At 46.1% G+C, this 17223-nt stretch carries 17 protein-coding genes; 15 read left to right on the top strand and 2 right to left on the bottom strand.

What is annotated here, in order from left to right; all coding sequences use genetic code 11:
• The first annotated feature begins 161 nt into the window (after positions 1-161).
• The 8 genes from CW267_RS05335 to CW267_RS05300 all read left to right on the top strand — a co-directional run bounded on the left by CW267_RS05335 (position 162) and on the right by CW267_RS05300 (position 10810).
• The gene (locus tag CW267_RS05335; protein WP_100781450.1) at positions 162-1409 is read left to right on the top strand and encodes a tyrosine-type recombinase/integrase; all 1248 of its coding nucleotides are present in this window, start codon (positions 162-164) and stop codon (positions 1407-1409) included.
• Positions 1410-1686: 277 nt separating this feature from the next.
• A complete protein-coding gene (locus tag CW267_RS30350; RefSeq protein WP_163361748.1) occupies positions 1687-1854 on the top strand; it encodes a hypothetical protein in 168 nt (55 codons plus the stop codon).
• Positions 1855-1989: 135 nt separating this feature from the next.
• Entirely contained in the window at positions 1990-2571 is a 582-nt protein-coding gene (locus CW267_RS05330; RefSeq protein WP_100781468.1) for a restriction endonuclease subunit S, read from the top strand.
• 3 nt (positions 2572-2574) lie between these two features.
• Positions 2575-4098, top strand: a complete 1524-nt coding sequence (locus CW267_RS05325) for a type I restriction-modification system subunit M (protein ID WP_100781451.1) — start codon at positions 2575-2577, stop codon at positions 4096-4098.
• Positions 4088-5305, top strand: coding sequence for a restriction endonuclease subunit S (locus tag CW267_RS05320; protein WP_100781452.1), 1218 nt, complete (start codon positions 4088-4090; stop codon positions 5303-5305). Before CW267_RS05325 ends, CW267_RS05320 begins: the two co-directional genes overlap by 11 nt.
• A gap of 397 nt (positions 5306-5702) precedes the next feature.
• On the top strand, positions 5703-8984 hold the full coding sequence (locus CW267_RS05310; protein ID WP_100781454.1) for a type I restriction endonuclease subunit R: 3282 nt from the start codon (positions 5703-5705) through the stop codon (positions 8982-8984).
• Positions 8985-9014: 30 nt separating this feature from the next.
• Positions 9015-9737 (top strand): M48 family metallopeptidase, encoded by a 723-nt coding sequence (locus CW267_RS05305; RefSeq protein ID WP_100781469.1) that lies wholly within the window; start codon positions 9015-9017, stop codon positions 9735-9737.
• Between the two features lie 158 nt (positions 9738-9895).
• On the top strand, positions 9896-10810 hold the full coding sequence (locus CW267_RS05300; RefSeq protein WP_100781455.1) for a restriction endonuclease: 915 nt from the start codon (positions 9896-9898) through the stop codon (positions 10808-10810).
• Positions 10811-10929: 119 nt separating this feature from the next.
• On the opposite strand, the gene CW267_RS05295 is transcribed toward CW267_RS05300, so the two are convergent.
• Positions 10930-11157, bottom strand: a complete 228-nt coding sequence (locus tag CW267_RS05295; RefSeq protein WP_100781470.1) for a helix-turn-helix transcriptional regulator — start codon at positions 11155-11157, stop codon at positions 10930-10932.
• Positions 11158-11312: 155 nt separating this feature from the next.
• Positions 11313-11882, bottom strand: a complete 570-nt coding sequence (locus CW267_RS05290; RefSeq protein ID WP_057068566.1) for an inovirus Gp2 family protein — start codon at positions 11880-11882, stop codon at positions 11313-11315.
• 494 nt (positions 11883-12376) lie between these two features.
• Between CW267_RS05290 and CW267_RS05285 the strand changes: the two genes are divergently transcribed.
• From CW267_RS05285 to CW267_RS05255, 7 genes are all read left to right on the top strand, one after another.
• Positions 12377-13363: a hypothetical protein gene (locus CW267_RS05285; protein ID WP_100781456.1), complete on the top strand. Its 987-nt coding sequence runs from the start codon at positions 12377-12379 to the stop codon at positions 13361-13363.
• A gap of 210 nt (positions 13364-13573) precedes the next feature.
• Complete coding sequence (locus CW267_RS05280) at positions 13574-14302, top strand: DUF3944 domain-containing protein (protein ID WP_057068562.1); 729 nt, start codon at positions 13574-13576, stop codon at positions 14300-14302.
• A 59-nt stretch (positions 14303-14361) separates the two neighbouring features.
• A complete protein-coding gene (locus CW267_RS05275; protein WP_100781457.1) occupies positions 14362-15039 on the top strand; it encodes a helix-turn-helix transcriptional regulator in 678 nt (225 codons plus the stop codon).
• A gap of 54 nt (positions 15040-15093) precedes the next feature.
• Positions 15094-15558 carry a hypothetical protein gene (locus tag CW267_RS05270; RefSeq protein WP_057068557.1) on the top strand — a complete coding sequence of 155 codons (465 nt, stop codon included), beginning with the start codon at positions 15094-15096 and terminating at the stop codon, positions 15556-15558.
• A gap of 86 nt (positions 15559-15644) precedes the next feature.
• A complete protein-coding gene (locus CW267_RS05265; RefSeq protein ID WP_057068555.1) occupies positions 15645-16004 on the top strand; it encodes a hypothetical protein in 360 nt (119 codons plus the stop codon).
• Between the two features lie 81 nt (positions 16005-16085).
• On the top strand, positions 16086-16298 hold the full coding sequence (locus CW267_RS05260; RefSeq protein WP_100781458.1) for a hypothetical protein: 213 nt from the start codon (positions 16086-16088) through the stop codon (positions 16296-16298).
• A 98-nt stretch (positions 16299-16396) separates the two neighbouring features.
• Positions 16397-17218 (top strand): DUF932 domain-containing protein, encoded by an 822-nt coding sequence (locus CW267_RS05255; protein ID WP_165787423.1) that lies wholly within the window; start codon positions 16397-16399, stop codon positions 17216-17218.
• Positions 17219-17223 lie beyond the last annotated feature (5 nt).

Below are 17223 nucleotides of genomic sequence, written 5' to 3'. Positions count from 1 at the left end.
TGTCTGAAATCCCCGTCATACAAGGCTTTCCGCGATTTTCCTTTCAACAGTAGTCAATCTGAGTCAACCCACATCAAGTCGCTTGTGAGTATAGAACCGAGTATATATGCTGGTTCGATAATGGTTGTATACTCACAGCGGCACATGGAAGGAGAACTTTTATGGCTCTGACAGATATCAAAGTGCGTTCTGCAAAACCGCAGGAAAAGGAGTACACCCTAGTTGATGGGGATGGCATGTTTTTGCTGATTCACCCCAACGGCTCAAAATACTGGCGGTTCCGCTTTCGCTTCGGTGGCAAGCAACACTTGATGGCGTTTGGTGTTTATCCTGAAACGTCACTGGCTGATGCTCGTCAAAAAAGGGAAGAGGCCAGAAGGCTTGTTGCTGCTGGAATCGATCCTCGCGAACACAAACGTGCTGTGAAAGAAGAACTGGCGAAAGAAGATATTACCTTTGAGTCAGTTGCCAGAGAGTGGCATGGCGCTAATAAGAAATGGTCGGAAGACCATAGCCGACGGGTGCTTAAAAGTCTGGAAGATAATCTGTTCCGTGCAATTGGCAAACGTAGTATTGAGGAGCTGAGAACTCGCGATCTGCTTGCTCCTATCAAAGTTGTAGAAGCTACAGGCCGTTTTGAAGTAGCTTCTCGTCTTCAGCAACGGACAACTGCCATAATGAGGTATGCCGTTCAAAGTGGCTTGATTGATTACAACCCGGCTCAAGAGATGGCTGGGGCAGTTGCTTCCAGCAACCGTATCCATCGACCTGCACTTGAGCTGAAACGCCTACCTGAACTACTCCACCGAATTGACTGTTACACGGGACGCTTGTTGACCCGCCTGGCCGTTGAACTCACCTTGTTGATATTCATTCGCTCTAGCGAATTGCGCTTTGCTCGTTGGTCTGAAATAGATTTTGAAACGGCAATGTGGACGATACCGGCTGAACGAAAAGCTATCGAAGGGGTAAAGCACTCACACCGGGGTTCAAAGATGCGCACACCTCATTTGGTGCCATTATCTCATCAGGCTTTAGCAATCCTCAAACAGGTTCACAAGCTTAGCGGCGGGCGCGATTTTGTTTTCGTTGGAGATCACAACCCTCGTAAACCGATGAGTGAAAACACGGTGAACAAGGCACTTCGTGTTATGGGTTATGACACAAAAGTAGAGGTTTGTGGGCATGGTTTCAGGACAATGGCCTGTAGTTCGCTGATTGAGTCAGGATTATGGTCTAGGGATGCGGTTGAACGGCAGATGAGCCATATGGAGCGTAACTCTGTTCGAGCTGCGTATATTCATAAGGCGGAGCATTTGGACGAGCGTAGATTGATGCTGCAGTGGTGGGCGGATTATCTTGATGCAAATCGGGAGAAAGGAGTCAGTGCATTTGATTTTAAAACATAAGGAACAGTTAAATACTCAATTAAAACAGTATATTAGAATAATTAATAATTAAGCCATTAACGATCACTGCTTCTTCGGGGGGTAACGCTCTTCTGTAGAGAAGCTACTGCACATAAAATACTTATTGACTTTGATATCAGCCTGAGCAAATATAAGTGCATCAACTCACTTTTATTACAGTAGCGGTCGTACAGAAGAGAGTGATTTGTGCGATTGGTTCCAGCCTTTCGCGAACCTCAAACCCGAAGCGTCTAAACCAGGATAGGAGATCGAATCCATGGCATTTTATCAAGTTTCTTACGATTTGCAAAAGCAGATTATTACACTTAGCGTAACAACAGAAGTAAACCCGGCAGCGACTGATGCTAACGTTATGACTTTACAAGGTTCACTATCTCTCACTAAGTTGCTGCGTAAATTCATTGGGCTGTTCTGGTTTTGGTAATATAACTCTCGCTTCACATATAAAGTTATGCAGGCGTGGATTATCAAAATAAGGGCTTCATGAGCTCATAGCTAAGCCCTTTTTATCCTCTTTAAGATTAGTCCATCAGTGATGATGCACTTAACTGAGGCCATTATGCCAACAAAGTTATACAAGATAGGTGATTTGGCTGATATTCGCTCAGGCTATACCTTCCGGGGGGCTGTCGAACCGGTGTCTGATGGGGATGTACGCATATTACAAATTAAGGACCTTGAGCTGGATTGGCAGAGAGATTCTGAAGCTTTACCGGCGATTAGTTGGGAGCAACGTGTTGAACCACCTTTCCTCAAACAAGGTGAGATCGTCGTTGCCGCCAGGGGGAACCGGAACGTCGCGGTTGTCTATAGCAGTGACATCCCAGTGGTAGCTACCAGCCAGTTTCTGATCGTTACCCTTCGAAGGGAAGAGCACGAGATAGCTCCTGAATACCTGTGTTGGGTACTTAACCACCCGATGACACAACAGATGTTTAATCGCAGTGGTACAAACATCCAGCTTGTTACTAAAGCAGCATTGTTAGATGTGGAGGTTCCAGTTCCACCTGCGCATACGCAACGACAACTTATTGAGCTTCAACGAGTCTGGCAGGAAGAAGATAAACTTATCAGTAAGTTACAACATAATCGCCACCAACTTGAGCTTGGCATTTTGCAGAAATTACTTAAGGATAAATAGATTATGAGCAACAAAATCGATCAAGACCGTATTAACAGGGTGCTATGGGGCGTGTGCGATATCTTCCGTGGCACTATCAGCCCTGATACCTATAAAGACTTCATCCTTACTATGTTGTTCCTGAAGTACATTTCTGATGTGTGGCAGGATCACTACGATGGATACAAAAAAGAGTATGGTGAAGAGCCGGAACTGATCGAAGAAATGATGAAGAATGAACGATTCGTTCTGCCTAAAGAGGCCAGTTTTTATGCGCTTTACGAGCGTCGTAATGAACCTGGTAACGGCGAGCGTATCGACGAGGCCCTTCACGCGATTGAAGAAGCCAATGGTACTAAGCTGAAAGATGCAGGGAAAAGTGTTTTCCAAGATATCTCTTTTAACACAGATAAACTAGGTGAAGAGAAGCAAAAGAACGGGATCCTCAAAGACCTGTTAGTGGAGTTCGCTAACCCAGAGCTGAACCTTAAGCCTAGTCGCGTGGGCGGGCTGGACGTAATCGGTAATGCGTATGAATACTTGATCGGAAAGTTTGCTGCAAACAGTGGTCAGAAGGCGGGTGAGTACTATACCCCACCGGAAGTGTCTGAGCTTATGGCTGAACTCTTAGATCCACAACCGGGAGATACTATTTGCGATCCCGCGTGCGGTTCTGCGTCCTTACTGATGAAATGTGGTCGTAAGGTAGTGCAGCATCATGGCTCCAAACAGTATGAACTCTATGGCCAAGAAGCCATCGGTTCAACTTGGTCGCTAGCGAAAATGAATATGTTTTTGCATGGTGAGGATAACCACAAAATAGAATGGGGCGATACTATTCGTAATCCCAAGCTGCTGGATAAAAATGGCGATTTAATGCTGTTTGATGTGGTTACCGCCAACCCACCTTTCTCTTTAGATAAGTGGGGACATGATGACGTAGAAAACGATAAGTTTGGTCGTTTTCGTCGTGGTTTGCCGCCAAAAACAAAGGGTGATTACGCATTTATTCTGCATATGATCGAAACCATGAAGCCTAAAACTGGGCGCATGGGCGTTGTGGTCCCTCATGGCGTGCTGTTTCGCGGTTCTAGCGAAGGCAAAATCCGACAGAAGTTGATTGAAGAAAACTTGCTTGATGCGGTGATCGGATTACCTGAAAAACTGTTTTACGGCACAGGTATTCCAGCTGCGATTCTGATCTTTAAAAAGCAGAAAGTGGACGATAACGTGTTGTTCATCGATGCCAGTCGTGAGTTTAAACCGGGTAAGAACCAAAACCAGCTCACTGATGAGAATATTCGTGACGTTGTTAAAGCTTATCAAAATGGTGATAACATTGATAAATATGCTCATATTGCCAACCTGCAAGAGATCCGCAACAACGACTATAACTTAAATATCTCCCGTTATGTCGATACCTTTGAAGAAGAAGAGCAAATTGATCTGATGATTATACATGCTGAACGCGAGCAACTTAAAGGACAGCTGGCTGCATTAGAGGACCAAATGGCTTTATATTTAAAGGAGTTGGGTTATGGTGCCTGAGGGATGGAGTCTAGTAGATGCTAATAGAATTTGTGAGTCTATTTCTGTTGGCGTCGTTATTAAACCTTCTCAGTATTACGTTGATGAAAGTGTGGGAATAAAAGCATTTAGATCAGCAAATGTGAGAGAAGGGTTTATTAATGACTCTGATTGGGTCTATTTTTCTCAAGAAGGGCACTTGGCGAATAAGAAGAGTCAACTTAAAACAGGCGATGTTTTAATTGTAAGGACAGGGTATCCCGGTACAGCTTGCGTCGTTACTCCAGAATTTGAAGGGGCAAATGCAATAGATATTGTTATAGCTAGGCCTAAGAAGGATAAGGTGCTTCCTGAATATTTGTGCGCTTACACAAATTCTTCGGTTGGCAAGTCACAAGTATTAAGCCTCCAGGGCGGGATGGCACAAAAACATCTTAATGTTAGTGCCTACCAAACATTAAAAGTAAAACTACCTCCATTATCTGAACAGAGACAAATTACTCAAATATTGTCTACTTGGGAGAAAGCGATCTCAATTACTGAGAAACTGCTTGTCAATAGCCGGCAGAAGAAGAAAGCAATTATGCAACAACTGCTTACAGGGAAGAAACGCTTTGAGGGGTTTAATCGCGAATGGAGTAAGGTTAAAGTTAGTGACATGGGAAGCATATTTTCCGGAGGTACACCAGATACAACTGAGACAGAATATTGGAACGGGGGTATTAGCTGGTTAACTCCTACTGACGTTACATCCTTGAAAAGTCGGTATGTATTTAATACAAATAAGACAATATCAGAAAAAGGTTTAAAAAATAGTTCGGCAAAGATGCTTCCTAAGGGAGCATTACTTGTTTGTACAAGAGCAACTGTTGGTGCAATGGCTATTTCTGCAACAGAAATAACGACCAATCAGGGGTTTAAAAATTTAGTTCCGAACTCCGATTTTTCTGTTGAGTTTCTTTACTATCTATTCATGTTCAATGTTAAAGAATTAGTTAGAAAATCATCTGGTTCAACATTTTTAGAATTATCAAAATCAGACTTTGAAAAAATAACTTTTTTATGTCCTTGCTTAGATGAACAACACAAAATTGCTTCTGCCCTGACTACGGTTGATAATGTTATTAATGTGCTACAACAAAAACTAGATTACTTGAAACAAGAAAAAAAAGCGTTGATGCAGCAATTGCTCACCGGCAAACTCCGGGTGAAAATGGAGGCGGTGTGACTGATAAGTACGTAGTTCATGCCTCTATAAGGGCGTTTTTATTTTATAAAAATGCAAATTGCAGAGTGCTTGAGTTGGGTATCGGCTTGAAACAAAGGCTCCTCAGTTATACCGAGAGTCTATGGCTGAGTTGTATGGCAAAGACATTCCCATTTTTGAAGAGCACCTTCTCAATATTTATAATTAAGTTGGGGTTGGTTAAAGTTCAATCGCTAGAGGTCTGCAGATGGTTTGTCAGAAAGGGGGGCGCTGAGTTTCTAGGGAGATTGAATACTGCAATCTTAAGGTCGTTTTGGTTATGGCTTATTGGGATTGCTCGGTATGTAGTAGACAGTTCTGTCAATAGGCAACCGTACTCCATCAATGGAAGATTAAGCCTAAACGATAGGGGAGTATAATGAGCAACCAACATGCCCCAAAATTTCAGGAAGAATTTAGCGCTAAGATGCCGGCTTTGGCGCTACTGACTAACCTTGGCTGGTCTTACCTTTCTTCTGATGAGGCTCTAGCTACCCGAGCAGGCAAACCTGATCAGGTTGTGTTAACACACCTTCTTAGGGAGCAGCTGGCAAAGCGTACTTTTACGTTTGGTGGGCAAGAGTATTCCCTTTCTGACAAAGCCATCGATAATCTTATTGCTGAAGTCAACAGCCCGGCCCTGAATCAGGGATTACTTACTGCCAATGAGCGTCTCTATAACCACTTGATGTACGGTATTTCCGTTACCGAGTTTATCGATGGTAAAAAGGCGAACCCAACTATTGCCTTAATCGATTGGCATCATCCAAAGAATAACAGCTTTGTCTTTACCGAAGAGTTCACAGTAACGCGCGCTAACGGTGTTGGATCCCGTAGGCCTGATATCGTCTGTTTTGTGAACGGTATTCCATTGGTGGTCATTGAGGCAAAACGTCCGGATGGTAATGCTAAAAAAAACCCAACCATTGGTGAAGGAATATCACAAACTCTGCGCAATCAGCGGCACGATGAAATTCCGCGCTTGTTTGTTTACAGCCAGTTGCTGTTATCGATTAATGGTCATGATGGTCGGTATGGTACTTGTGGAACATCGGCTAAATTCTGGGCCGCCTGGCGTGAAGAGGACCTCTCTGATGCTGAAATGTACGTCATCAAGAACCAAAAACTTCCGCCTGAACAGCTAGATAAGCTATTTGGTCACCGGCCGGTAGCGGCCAGAGATTGGTACCAGGGTTTGGTAGCTGCGGGTGAATTGGCCGTGACCGGGCAAGATAAGCTGTTAATCAGCCTATTGTTGCCTGAACGTCTGCTGGATATGGTTCGCTTTTATACGCTGTTTGATAAAAAGGTCGGCAAGGTTGTTGCTCGCTATCAGCAAGTGTTTGGTATCAAACGCTTGATTGAGCGTATCAATACCAAAAGACCTGATGGTAGCCGTGAAGGTGGCGTTATTTGGCATACCACCGGTTCGGGTAAATCGTTGACGATGGTATTTCTGAGCAAAGCGCTGATCTTGCATGAAAGCTTAAAGCAATGCCGCATTGTGGTGGTTACCGACCGCGTCGATTTGGAAAACCAGCTTAGCCGTACCTTTATCTCCAGTGGAGAGCTCTCTGGGAAGAGGGATAAGTCAGCGGCGATCGCGACATCCGGCAGGCGTTTGGCAGAGCAGATTGGTAAGGGCACTGAGCGTATTATCTTCTCGTTGATCCAGAAGTTTAATACCGCCATCAGGCAGCCTGAATGCATCAATACCAGTTCAGATATTATTGTGTTGATTGATGAAGGCCACCGTAGCCAAGGTGGTGAAAACCATATCCGCATGATGCAGGCATTGCCGAAAGCCGCATTCGTTGCTTTTACCGGTACTCCATTGCTGAAAGATGATAAAACGACCAATAAATTTGGTTCTATCATCCATGCTTATACGATGCAGCGAGCAACGGATGATAAAGCTGTAACTCCACTACTTTATGAAGAGCGCATTCCCGATCTGGATGTGAATGAACGAGCTCTCGATAGCTGGTTTGAGCGAATCACCGAAGGGTTAAGCGACCAGCAAAAAACCGATCTTAAACGCAAATATGCCAGTAAAGGGCAGATCTACACCGCAGACGATCGTATTCGTCTGATTGCATTAGATATTGCTAACCACTTCGTGAAAAACATCGATGAAGGATTAAAAGGTCAGCTTGCTTGTGACAGTAAAGCCGCTGCTATCAAGTACAAGAAATACCTGGATGAGGTCGGGCTGTTTGAATCAGCGGTGGTGATCAGCGCCCCTGACACGCGTGAAGGTAACACCGAAGTTGATGAATCTACCGCACCTGAAGTTGTTAAATGGTGGAAAGAGAATGTCGGTCAACAGGATGAACAATCCTACACCAGAAATGTGATAGACCGCTTTGATAAAGACGATTCGTTAAAATTGCTGATTGTGGTCGATAAGCTGCTAACCGGCTTTGATGAGCCCAAGAACGCTGTGCTTTACATCGATAAGCAGCTCAAAGGACACAACCTGATTCAGGCGATAGCACGAGTCAACCGTTTACACCCTAAGAAGAAATTCGGTCTGCTCATAGACTATCGTGGCATTCTTAAAGAGCTGGATACTACCATAGAGAAGTACCAGAAACTTGCATCCCGCACTCAGGGTGGTTATGAGATTGACGATCTCGCCGGGCTCTATAATCAGATGAGCACCGAATACAAACGTTTACCGCAGCTTTATAAAAACCTGTGGGCGATTTTTGACGGTGTGAAGAACAGACAAGATACCGAGCAACTGCGTCAGGTATTGGTGCCACGCATTGAAGACAAAAATGGCGAACTGGTCGATGTGCACCTGAAAATACGTGAAGACTTCTACGAGGCACTGACTGAATTTGCCAGTTGTTTAAAAGTTGCATTGCAATCAGCCACCTTCTTTGAAGACAAGAGCTTCAGTGAAGATGATCGCCGTCATTACAAAGAGACGGTGAAGCAGTTCTCCAGTTTACGCCAGTTAGTGCAGCAAGATGCCGGTGAGCGTATCGACTATGATGAGTATGCCGAGCAGGTCAAAAAGTTACTCGATAAGCATGTTGTTGGCGTAGAAGTTCGGGAGCCTGATGGTGTTTACGAAGTAAACAAGATGGGGCAAGCGCAGCCAGATGAGTGGAGCGAAGATAAAACCCGTAACGAAACCGACATCATAAAAACGCGTGTTACTCGTATGATCGAGCAAGAACTGCGTGATGATCCCTATGCGCAGGAAGCGTTCTCTAAGCTATTACGGCAAGCTATTGAAGAAGCTGAGAAGTTATTCGAACATCCGCTCAAGCAATACATGCTTTTCCGGGAGTTTGAAGAGCAAGTGCATGAACGCCGCTTGAATGATATTCCAGATGTATTTGCCGGCAACCATCATGCTCAGGCTTACTTTGGCGTATTCAAGAAAATGTTACCTGAGGTTTTCTCGATTACCGATTCGCAAGTTCAGGATAAATGGATAAAACTGGCTTTTGATGTGGACCGTTCAGTCGAAACCTCAGTGGCCGAAAACTCAATAAACCCGCAGAACATTGAAGCAGATATCAGGAAAAAGCTGCTGCCATTGATGTTTAAGGAATGCAAAGCCATTGGCGGCGGAATGGGCCAGGCGAAGAGGATCGTCGAGATGATTGTACAAATTACCCGTGTCGGATTGAGCGGAGTGTAAGCTGTGCCCATTCACACTCAAACGCAGGCTATGAGCTTTATCTACGGAGACGAGTGGATCAACTTTGACCGTGAGTCTCGTCCCTATGCCACAAGTCGCGTGTTGATTAAGGTGCATCCAGATTGCCGTGTGGTTGTTTCTGCACCTGAAGAGGCTGATGACCAGGCCGTTCTGACGGCAGTAAAGAAACGTGGGCGCTGGATTTATCAGCAGCTTAGGGATTTCCGCAGACAGATTGAATACATTACGCCACGTAAGTATATCAGCGGCGAGAGCCATTATTACCTTGGCAAACAATACTTGTTGAAGGTGATTGAAGAACCTGCGGAGGTACAACGCGTAAAAATGTTGCGCGGAAAGCTGGAAGTTACCTTGCGTCAGAAGAGCCCTGAAAAGGTCCGGCAGCTTCTTATTGATTGGTATAAAACTCGTGCCAAAGATGTTTTCGCCAAACGGCTCGAAGCCATGCTCGAGCAGGCTCTGTGGGTAAATGCTCCTCCCCCATTGCGTATTCTAACAATGCAAACACAGTGGGGGAGTTGTTCTCCTAACGGTCGGCTCACTCTTAACCCAAACTTGGTTAAAGCTCCCCGAGAATGCATTGACTATGTAATTTTGCATGAGCTGTGTCATCTAGCTGAGCACAACCATAGCGAGCGTTTTTACCGTTTGATGGGACAAGTTATGCCCGAGTGGGAAGTAGTCAAAACGCGGTTGGATGAGATGGCTGGGGTGATATTTTCTGATTTATGATGTGGAGATGAGACTTTAGCTTGGTGAGTAAAATGATTGAGGTATGTGTTCATCACCTCGCCAGTTGGAAGTACACTCAATTGCTAAGTAACTAAACAGACTTTAGTTGATCGGTTTGACGCAGCCGAGCTAATAAGAACCCTATCAGGGATGTATATATGGCCGTTCCTACCTACGATAAATTTATTGAACCAGTTCTCCGTTTTCTGGCAGGTAAACCTGAGGGCGTACCAGCTCGTGATGCGCATGAAGCTGCGGCAGATGCTCTTAATCTTGATGATAATCAGCGAGCAGAGGTAATAGCCAGCGGTCAGTTAGTTTATAAAAATCGGGCGGGCTGGGCACATGACCGTCTGAAGCGAGCTGGATTATCGCAAAGTTTATCCAGAGGAAAATGGTGCTTAACGCCCGACGGGGTTAAATGGGTACAGGCTCACCCCCAGCCACTCGCCGAAAAGGAAGTGAACCACCTGGCCTTTGATTTCATGAACGTGAAATTAAAACAGCAGCCAGATGCTGTCGATCTTGATCCAAGACCAGCTGCACCGAACCAGGAAGAGCTGGCAAAAAGCAGCCCTGACGATCGTCTTGATCAAGCGTTAAAAGAGCTACGGGATGCTGTTGCTGATGAGTTACTGGAAAACTTGTTGCAGGTATCCCCAGCGCGTTTTGAGGTTATCGTCCTGGATGTTCTTCATCGTCTGGGATATGGCGGACATCGGGATGATCTTCAGCGCGTAGGTGGTACTGGAGATGGTGGTATCGACGGAATTATTTCACTTGATAAATTGGGGCTGGAAAAAGTTTACGTGCAGGCTAAGCGCTGGCAGAACACTGTTGGTCGCCCTGAACTTCAGGCGTTCTATGGTGCGCTGGCCGGACAGAAGGCCAAACGAGGAGTATTTATTACTACTTCCGGCTTTACTTCTCAGGCGCGAGATTTTGCCCATTCCGTTGAGGGAATGGTACTGGTTGATGGTGAACGTTTAGTTCATTTGATGATTGAAAACGAGGTTGGCGTTTCCTCTCGTTTGGTTAAAGTGCCCAAACTGGACATGGATTATTTTGAGTAATGAGTGAATTCGAGCCGGAGGGACAGCTCCGGTGATTTGTCCGAAGTGTTTTCTCTCTAAGGGCTGGTTTTCGTGTTTCTGAGTTATCAGTGACATACATTTCGCTGTGTACTGTCTTTTCATCGCAGACAGTTCCCCCGTGAATCCTCGATACGTTGCTGCATCCAGCTCTCCACCTCACTTTTTCGCCAGCGGGAACTGCGCCCCAGCTTGATGGGTTTCGGGAACAGACCGTCTCCAATCAGTTTGTAGAACCACTTATCTGTCATACCGGTATACGTCGTGATAAAGCTCATATCGATAAGCGGGTCTTCAGCGCAAAGGACTGGGTTATTGGTAGTAGCCATGGAATCTCTCCCTCTGAAAATTAATGATGGGAGGAGTCCGGCGTGGTTGAGTTCTATTGCACACCAGTACTCCTTCAGAGGATAGGGATTGCCAGTAAAAAAATACCTGAGCGCCTTATCGGCAACGATAGGCTGGGGCGAATCTTGAGGGGATATCAGCGCTGGCTGCATCCAAAATTACGCTCGCCATCACCAGTAACCTTGGTATGGTCCTTTGCAAGATATGAAGCCCGTAATAATGCCTCCTGTAGTTGCTCGTTATTCCCTCGGTTAATCCAGTACACCGGGCTTTCCGGAAAGTGTGCCAGCGTTGCATACTCCTGAGTACCCACCCGTAAGGCGCTACACCACGCCTGTTTGATTAATCCTGCCAGTGAAGCCGGGTCGTTATAGTTGCCTGCGGAACACCAGACTTCGCGATTAAGCAACAACACCATGTGATAGTGCTTTTTACCGTTGCGTTCTCCATATTCCTTTGCCCATATATAACGCAGGTCGGTCATGCGTTTTCGGTTGCCCTCGCGGTGTTTACGAAGCAGATACACTGCAATCTTTACTTTCAGAGAGTCTATAAATCGGGAGATGACAGCAGCATCTGTAGCTGCTGGTACATTGGGTAGTCGTAGATCAACCCTCAGCATTAATACTCGCGGATAAGCCTTAAGGGCGTTCTGTAAGGTGTCGGTAATACGTTGTTGCCAGAAAGGATTAGAGGTGTAATTCATTATGGAAATCTCCAGTGGTTTGTTTTTCACATCAATGACTGGAGCTGTAAAAAAATACTCTTAAAAATAATCCTTCAGATAATTAAAACTGAGATTTGATGTTTCAACCTATCTTGATTAAATCATTTCTGATTACAAAAGGGTTATGAAGGTAACCCATAGGTTTAAGCGTAACAGAGAGAAAGGGTGTGTCAGGTATATATTACCAATCCGACAGTTTGTTCGATGTAAAGTGTGTACATCCGGTGGCCATGCACCATCAACCTGCTCCTGGCTGGTCCTCCAGTCACTCTGGAGTTAACGTTGTATGGGGAAGTTGATTGACTATGCTATTAAAGTGCCATCAGCTCAGTATTTAAAGGGGTTTTGTGCTATGAATGGAACGTTTTTTCCTTGTTTTTTCCGCTATCAGGCATCATTTTTAACACGAAAAATCTTCATTAACACCTTGGCTTAAGTTATCTTAAAAGGAGGCTTGAGAGAAGGAACTGGACATGAGTGATGAGCGTATAAAAAGGATGAGAATCAAATCTGCTCAGGAATTGGCAGGAGATGAACCAATGCTGATAAGGGAATATCTTTCAACCTTTCCATTGTCTATGCTCAGGCGCATATTAATATCGCTAAATATAACGATAGCAAACTCAAATTTCTCACAGATAGCCAATAATGCCCCGGCATTAATAGATTTTATTTGCTCGGATGTCGCTTCTGATAAAATAAAATCTCCTTTTGATAAGATAAATAAACTTGTAAAAGATGTAGAAAGTGACGCTTTCTCCGATGGTTGTATTGTATGGCTTAAAAATGATATCGAGGCATGCCACTATTTCTGGTGGAATCTGATGCAACTCGAATGGAAAGGTGTGTTTAAACTGCTCAGAGCGGATAATATACATCTCTACAGTGATGTGGGGAGTAAGCAGCAAGCTCAATGCGTCTTTGATACATTTTGTTTGCCCAGAGTCGTAGGCGGACATAAAGAACGTTATAAATCCATTTTTACCTTATTAAGTTTGTTGCCATTTAAAAATACTGAAATAAATCTTCTGATTTCACATTTATCCTGTAACTACAAGAGAGATAAAGAGATATGCAGGCATGAGGTCAATGTCACCTCTTTGATGAAAAGCAAAGAGTCGGTTTCTTTTTCAGTTCGTTACTTAAAGAAAAAAAATATGTTCCTGGCTGATTTAGAACCTCTCACGGAGAGTGAGAGTAAATATGCATTAATCACACAGCTTTATATGCTTACAAGAGAAGACAATTTTAAAGAGTTAGTCACTTCGTTGACTAAAGCTTGGTCACAAAAGAAGGTACGTGAAAAAAGAAAAGAGACGGATAAAAAACAGACTGCCGAACTTCTCGGCTTGAGCAAAGAAAGCATCAGGATGCTTAAGGAATTATCAAAAAAACACAGTATGGGCCAATCAGAACTGATGGATCTGGCTATACAGTCTTTGTTCGAGCAAATGCAATAATTCATTATAAAATCAGATATATATCATCATAATGTATGACGGTAGCTTCCGATCTCAGTGTGTATGTTTTAGTCGTAGTTGTCACGGGACTATGACACTCAGTGTCGCATTCAACTCCATCCGCGTAAAAACTCACCATTTCAGAAGACATATCCGTGCCACAGCCCCCCTTAAAGTGTGAACTCTCACCACACTGACTGAGGAAGATTAATGGCTGTCTACCGTAACGACCCCGATTTAAACCTGCTGGGCCAGTGCAGCAATGAAGAGCTGCAACTACTGGTTTCTATTCTGACCACTGACCCTCGTGACGGCGACATCCGCTGGACAGAGAGCCTGACCAGCACCCCGGAATACCGTCTGCTGGCACCGGAACACCGCCGCTACTGGCAACTGATAGCGGCTGAACTTCAGCGTTACGGGGCCAATACGCTGGTAAGTTTGATTAGGCTGGGGCAGGGCGTGACCTATCGAGAAATCCTTGGTGATGTTTGCGACAAACTTGATGTGAACTTCAACCTGAAAAGCACCACCGAGACCATTGAGTTGTGCCTGCTGATGAAAGTGCTGGAGAAAAGCCTGGACCAGATGACATCCGAAGAACTGGCTACCTTTTCCCGCAATATGCAACTCGACTTAACCAACCCCACCCCTCAGCTCATTTTGATGGCAGTACAGGCAGCCATACGTACCTCCTCGCTGGCTGCACTGGAGCTTGCCACCGTACTATCTGCAAGCGTCATTACCTCACTAGGAGGCGTTGCCACTTGGGGCACGGTAGTGGTGGCATCCAGAGCACTGTCCGTTATTTCCGGTCCCGTCGCCATTGCGCTCAGTTCGGCGTGGATGATTTCCGACATTGCGGGTCCGGCTTACCGGGTCACCATACCAGCCTGCATCATCGTAGCCTGGCTCCGGCAGCAACGTCTTTCCCGCTAATCCATTTTTCACTGCCAGCAGATGACTGGTACCAATATTTTCTGCTGGGAGCACACAACATGTCTGAACAGGGACACCGCTATGATCGGTTGGCCAGCCGTCTCGCCATCCTGGTCAGTCGCCTCTTTATGGGCGAATCACTCAGCGTCAGACAATTGGCTCAGGAGTTTGGCGTTTCTGAGCGCACCGTTCAGCGCGACTTGCGTGAGCGTTTGCGTTATCTCGACATCGAATATTCCCGTGGAAGCTTCCGGCTCCTGGACGCACGGGGTCCCTTTCGCACCAACAGCGACATTCTCCGCTTTGCCCGGATAACCAGCGTGGCACATTACTTTCCTACTCTGGATCCCAGGCTGCTGTCGGTGTTGCTCGACAGTGGTCAGGACTCTCCATGTATTATCTGGAATGCCCCGCCACGTCAGGCACCTGCGTTGTTTGGTGGTTTCCAGGCTATCGTTCAGGCCATCATCCGTAATCGCTGTGTTCACTTTCTGCATCAAGGTCATCAGCAGTCTGCAGTGGCCCCTTACCGGCTGATCTGTCTGGACGGGGAGTGGTACTTGGTGGGCGTATCGAAAGATCGCATTCAGGTGTTCACCCTTTCAGCCATCACTGATGTGGTGATGACCCTCAGCTGTTTTGTGCGAAACAGCCATATCACTCGCATTTTTCAGGACCCGAGATTCATTCAGGCCCTGCCGCATTATCAATATATCAGCGGGCTCATCAGGGAATGAGCCCGTATTCCCGTCCGTCAGGACAATTTGCTTTACTTACAAAAGGATACATTCATGAAAAATTCATCACTCAGCGCGTTGGTGCTGGTCTGTGGCCTTGTTCCGGTCATGGCGCAGGCTTTTGGAAATAAGGACACTTGGTCCAGTGGTTGGGGCCAAGGCGTATCAGAGTTTGTTATCAAGGGGAAAGGTCAGTCACAGTTATATCTATCCTGTGAGGATTATGGCTCACAGCCGGCTACGGTCATATTTACGGACGCCAGCGGGCATGAAGTCAGTATGGATGAAGATAAAAACCTTCAGGTCAGCATTGACGGTGGAGAGGCCATTGATATCAGTGAGTCTGGCAGTCGTATCGGCAGCAATAACCTGGTGCTGGCCTGGACACAGTTGCGTAACGGCAAACAAGTTTCGGTATCCGGCGAAGGTGTTAATCCAGCTACCTTCACGCTAGCTGGGGCTGCGAAGGTGCTGCCAGAGTTTGGCACACACGGCTGTGTGGCAAAGGCCTCACTCTGATTTGTACCTGTTTTTACCTTCTGTTGCTGGTAATGAATGATGATATTCGTGTTCCGGCGATACGTTACTCTTAAAAGGAATACGCTGTGAAAATCAAACAATGGTTGATACCCGCACTGCTTTTATTGTCTGCTTCGGCGCTGGCCGAGCCAGCTTCTCCAATAAAAGTGGAGACCAGTGATTATGTTCATCCTGCCGGAACACGCTACGCCACTGTAGTGGTCACCTCGCTGGATGACAGTGTGAGAGTTGAAAACATTGACGTTAATCGGGGCAACTGCCGCATCGACAACAAAAAGTTTATGTCCTCCGTTAACAAGGAAACCATTCTGCCGATCACTCTGCACTACGGGCAGTCCGTCAAAGTGAATTTTTATAATGAGTGCGTGGCTTCGGAAGTGGTAGTCACCACCGACAGAGGGGCGTGGCGCTACACCTATAACTGAGTAGTCTCTCTGTTTCATCTCCCTCCATAAAAGACGTCACATCACCAACGGACTGCCGTCAGGCAGTCCGGAGCAAACCCTATGATTTTTCTGAAAATGCTGGTGACCGCTTTGGGTCACGTTCTGACCTGGTACGGCGGTCAGCAAGCCCGACAATTTATTGAAATCCGCTTTCGTCAGGCCGGTCGCGATGACGACAGCATAGATGCAGCCAGAGAAGCAGCCACGCTGCTGGTGACCGCGCTGATAACTGCCCTGATGGCGCAGATATTACGGATCCTGGACAACTTCTGAGCCGCCTTCTGCTGCAACGATCACTGAACCTGCATATCGCCCCTGCCTCCTTACGGAGCAGGGGCTTTTGTTTTTATGCCCCAAAACCTAAGGAAATTATCATGAAATTAGCCAGTCGCTTTGGTGCGGTCAACCTGGTTCGCCGCGACCGTCCTCTAACCCATGATGAACTGGCGCATTACGTTCCGAGTGTCTTTAGTGAAGAAAAGCATGAATCACGTAGTGACCGATACACCTACATCCCGACCATAACCCTTCTCGATAACCTGCAGCGAGAAGGCTTCCAGCCGTTCTTCGCCTGCCAGACTCGTGTGCGGGATCAGAGCAAGCGTGAACACACTAAACATATGCTGCGCCTGCGCCGCGAAGGCCAAATCACTGGCAAGCAAGTGCCGGAAATTATTCTGCTTAATAGCCATGACGGTTCCAGCTCATACCAGATGCTGCCGGGGCTATTTAGATCGGTTTGCCAAAATGGGCTGATTTGCGGTGAGAGTTTTGGTGAAGTGCGTGTTCCCCATAAGGGTAACGTGGTGGAGAAAGTCATTGAAGGGGCTTACGAGGTACTGGGGATATTTGATCGGGTGGAGGAGAAGCGCAATGCAATGCAGACGCTTTTGTTACCGCCGCCAGCACAACAGGCGATGGCGAAAGCAGCATTAACCTATCGCTTTGGTGAAGAGCATCAGCCGGTGACGGAATCCCAAATCCTATCCCCACGCCGCTGGCAGGATGAAAGTAATGACCTGTGGACCACTTATCAGCGCATTCAGGAAAACCTGATCAAAGGCGGTCTGTCTGGACGAACCACTAAAGGTAAACGAGCCCATACACGCGCTGTTAAAGGTATCGACGGTGATGTAAAGCTCAACCGTGCTCTGTGGGTGATGGCTGAGAATATGCTGCAGCTTGTTTCATGAACCTT

The organism is Klebsiella sp. X1-16S-Nf21 (genome assembly GCF_002837615.1).
In the GTDB taxonomy this organism is placed as follows: domain Bacteria; phylum Pseudomonadota; class Gammaproteobacteria; order Enterobacterales; family Enterobacteriaceae; genus Klebsiella; species Klebsiella variicola.
The sequence above is the reverse complement of the archived record's forward strand: the minus strand, read 5'-3'. Positions and strand labels throughout refer to the sequence as shown.

Excerpts from the sequence above, each read along its gene's own strand:
- CW267_RS05330 (WP_100781468.1), top strand. The coding sequence starts at position 1,990 with ATGCCAACAAAGTTATACAAGATAGGTGATTTGGCTGATATTCGCTCA.
- CW267_RS05305 (WP_100781469.1), top strand. The coding sequence starts at position 9,015 with ATGAGCTTTATCTACGGAGACGAGTGGATCAACTTTGACCGTGAGTCT.
- CW267_RS05310 (WP_100781454.1), top strand. The coding sequence starts at position 5,703 with ATGAGCAACCAACATGCCCCAAAATTTCAGGAAGAATTTAGCGCTAAG.
- CW267_RS05275 (WP_100781457.1), top strand. The coding sequence starts at position 14,362 with ATGTCTGAACAGGGACACCGCTATGATCGGTTGGCCAGCCGTCTCGCC.
- CW267_RS05300 (WP_100781455.1), top strand. The coding sequence starts at position 9,896 with ATGGCCGTTCCTACCTACGATAAATTTATTGAACCAGTTCTCCGTTTT.
- CW267_RS05295 (WP_100781470.1), bottom strand. The coding sequence starts at position 11,157 with ATGGCTACTACCAATAACCCAGTCCTTTGCGCTGAAGACCCGCTTATC.
- CW267_RS05325 (WP_100781451.1), top strand. The coding sequence starts at position 2,575 with ATGAGCAACAAAATCGATCAAGACCGTATTAACAGGGTGCTATGGGGC.
- CW267_RS05290 (WP_057068566.1), bottom strand. The coding sequence starts at position 11,882 with ATGAATTACACCTCTAATCCTTTCTGGCAACAACGTATTACCGACACC.
- CW267_RS05270 (WP_057068557.1), top strand. The coding sequence starts at position 15,094 with ATGAAAAATTCATCACTCAGCGCGTTGGTGCTGGTCTGTGGCCTTGTT.
- CW267_RS05335 (WP_100781450.1), top strand. The coding sequence starts at position 162 with ATGGCTCTGACAGATATCAAAGTGCGTTCTGCAAAACCGCAGGAAAAG.
- CW267_RS05285 (WP_100781456.1), top strand. The coding sequence starts at position 12,377 with ATGAGTGATGAGCGTATAAAAAGGATGAGAATCAAATCTGCTCAGGAA.
- CW267_RS05260 (WP_100781458.1), top strand. The coding sequence starts at position 16,086 with ATGATTTTTCTGAAAATGCTGGTGACCGCTTTGGGTCACGTTCTGACC.
- CW267_RS05280 (WP_057068562.1), top strand. The coding sequence starts at position 13,574 with ATGGCTGTCTACCGTAACGACCCCGATTTAAACCTGCTGGGCCAGTGC.
- CW267_RS05320 (WP_100781452.1), top strand. The coding sequence starts at position 4,088 with ATGGTGCCTGAGGGATGGAGTCTAGTAGATGCTAATAGAATTTGTGAG.
- CW267_RS30350 (WP_163361748.1), top strand. The coding sequence starts at position 1,687 with ATGGCATTTTATCAAGTTTCTTACGATTTGCAAAAGCAGATTATTACA.